2 protein-coding genes are annotated in these 2,405 nt (G+C 58.9%); both read right to left on the bottom strand.

All coding sequences use genetic code 11. The features are described 5' to 3' along the window. Positions 1 to 896, bottom strand: an 896-nt coding sequence (locus HMPREF1144_RS20440; protein WP_009653839.1) for an ATP-binding cassette domain-containing protein, incomplete at its 3' end; no start/stop codon positions are given. Further along, the gene (locus tag HMPREF1144_RS20435) at positions 893 to 1,960 is read right to left on the bottom strand and encodes an HlyD family secretion protein (RefSeq protein ID WP_042928142.1); all 1,068 of its coding nucleotides are present in this window, start codon (positions 1,958 to 1,960) and stop codon (positions 893 to 895) included. The genes HMPREF1144_RS20440 and HMPREF1144_RS20435, both read right to left, overlap by 4 nt. Between the last annotated feature and the right edge of the window lie 445 nt (positions 1,961 to 2,405).

Raw genomic sequence — 2,405 nt, 5'->3', positions numbered from 1 at the left:
AAGCCAAAAATCTCGCCGCGGGCAATGCGGAAGTTGACGTGATCAACGGCAACAAATTGACCGAAGCGCATCGTTAGCCCGCGCGCTTCAATCGCAATTTCGCTTTCGTCCGCATTGCGCGGCGGGATGATCACCTCTTTATGCGCCAGGCGCTGGGCTTCAGGAAGCAGGGCGATAAACGCCTGTTCCAGCGTCTGACTCGCCGTGTGCGCTTTAAGCTCATCGGCGCTGCCGGTCGCCAGAACTTCCCCCGCGTTCATGGCAACCAGCCAGTCAAAGCGCTCCGCCTCCTCCATGTAAGCGGTGGCGACCAGGACGCTCATCTCCGGCTGACGCTGGCGGATGCTGTCGATCAGATCCCAAAACTGCGCCCGCGAGAGGGGATCGACGCCGGTGGTGGGTTCATCAAGGATCAGCAGCTGCGGGTCGTGAATAAGCGCGCAGCACAGGCCGAGCTTCTGCTTCATCCCCCCGGAGAGTTTTCCTGCCGGGCGGTCGCGAAACGGCGCCAGGCCGGTACTCTGGAGCAGCTCATTGATGCGGATGTCGCGTTCGGCTTTATCATGGCCGAACAGACGGGCGAAGAAATCGACGTTTTCATAGACCGACAGGGTATGGTAGAGATTCTTCCCCAGCCCCTGGGGCATCCAGGCGATTTTCGGGCAGACGTCCTGGCGATGACGTACATTGCTCATATCGCCGCCGAGCACCATAATGTTGCCGTGCTCAATCACGCGCGCGCCGGAAATCAGCGATAGCAGGCTGGACTTGCCCACGCCGTCGGGCCCGATTAGGCCCACCATACAGCGGGCGGGAATGCTCAGCGTAATGTCCTTCAGCGCGACGGTTGCGCCAAAGTGTTGGCTGACGTTTTCCAGGCGGGCGACGGTTTTCATTGCGGCAACCTCACCGTCAGCGCTTCAGGCCACGCCTGCTGGTTATCCAGACGGACCCAGGCCATACCGGGCAGGCCGGTCTTCACATACTCCAGATGCTCCGCCAGCAGCTCTGGCGGAATACGGGCTTTTACGCGGAACATCAGCTTCAGCCGTTCATCGCTGGTTTCCACCGTTTTAGGCGTAAACTGCGCCACGCTGGCGACAAAACTGATATTGGCGGGGATCACCAGATTCGGCGCGGCATCGAGGATAATTCGCGCTTCGCTGCCCAGCGCCAGCAGACCCGCCTGCTCGGTAGGCAGGAAGAAGGTCATATAGACATCGGATAAGTCGACCATATTCAGCACCCGGCCGCCCGCCGCCAGCACCTCTCCCGGTTCGGCGACGCGGTACTGAATGCGGCCATCGCGCGGGGCTTTCAGCTCGCTATCGTCGATATCGGCGATAATCCGCCGTTCGGTCGCCTGGGCGGCCTCGACCCGGGTTTGCGCCTGTATGATGCTGGTTCGCGCCGCCTCAATCGCGGCCCTGGCGGCAGAGACCTGCGCTTTGGCGGATTCCAGCGCCGCTCTGGCGCTTTCTGCCGCCGCCTGGTCGTCATCCAGCTGCTGTGCGGAGACCGCGCCGCGCTGCGAGAGCGTGCTGGAACGGACGTGTCGTTTAGCCGAGGAGTTTAGTTCCGCCTGCCGCTGCTTCACCACCGCTTCCGTAGCGCGCATTTCGCTTTGGCGCTGGTCGAGCAGGGCTTTCGCGGCGGCAATCGCGCTCTCTGCTTCCTTGATTTGCGCGGCGGCCTCCAGCCGTTGTTCGTTGAGTACCCGGGTGTCCATACGGGCCAGCACCTCGCCCTGGCGAACAAACTGTCCCTCTTTGACCAGGATGGTGTCGATACGCCCGGCGGTTTTGGTGGCGATATCGACTTCTGTGGCTTCAATCCTGCCGTTACTGCTGGCAAAGCCCTCAGGGATCCCCGGCGGGCGCAGCATCCACCATGCCGCTGCGGCAATCACCACCGCTAAACCAATAACGTATCCAACCCAACGCCGTTTGATTTTGTCCATACGCGACTCGCTTTGTTCCATAGGCTGAGTGGTGCGCGCTTCTCCTCCACATGGCGGAGTTTCGTCTCTTCAGGGAAGGGAGGAATCGGGGATAAGGCCGACTGGCGCAGGGAGCCTGCAGCGCTGCTAACCGGTCAGAAAGAGGTGCGATCAATGTGGTCATCATCAGCAATCCTCGCCTTAAATGAAACACGCATATTTATTGCTACCGTCAATGTCATACTAACACCCGCAATGAGTATGTCCATATACAAAGTGTGGTCTTGTCGTCGGATTAACATAAAAACAGCGAGGAGCGCGATGGCACAATATTACCCATAATGACTATTGGGGTTAATGCTCCGGATACCGGCTCAGATAATCTTTACCGTTCTTCATTAAATGGTAATGACTCCAACTTATTGATAGTGTTTTATGGTCAGATAATGCCCGATGACTTTGTCAT

Source organism: Klebsiella sp. OBRC7, from assembly GCF_000293135.1.
Classification (GTDB): domain Bacteria; phylum Pseudomonadota; class Gammaproteobacteria; order Enterobacterales; family Enterobacteriaceae; genus Klebsiella; species Klebsiella michiganensis.
Note: the sequence above shows the minus strand (reverse complement) of the source record. Positions and strands in the feature narration are given on the sequence as shown.

What these genes read in the sequence shown, in the direction of transcription:
- HMPREF1144_RS20435 (WP_042928142.1), bottom strand. Translation starts at nt 1,960, where the DNA reads ATGGACAAAATCAAACGGCGTTGGGTTGGATACGTTATTGGTTTAGCG.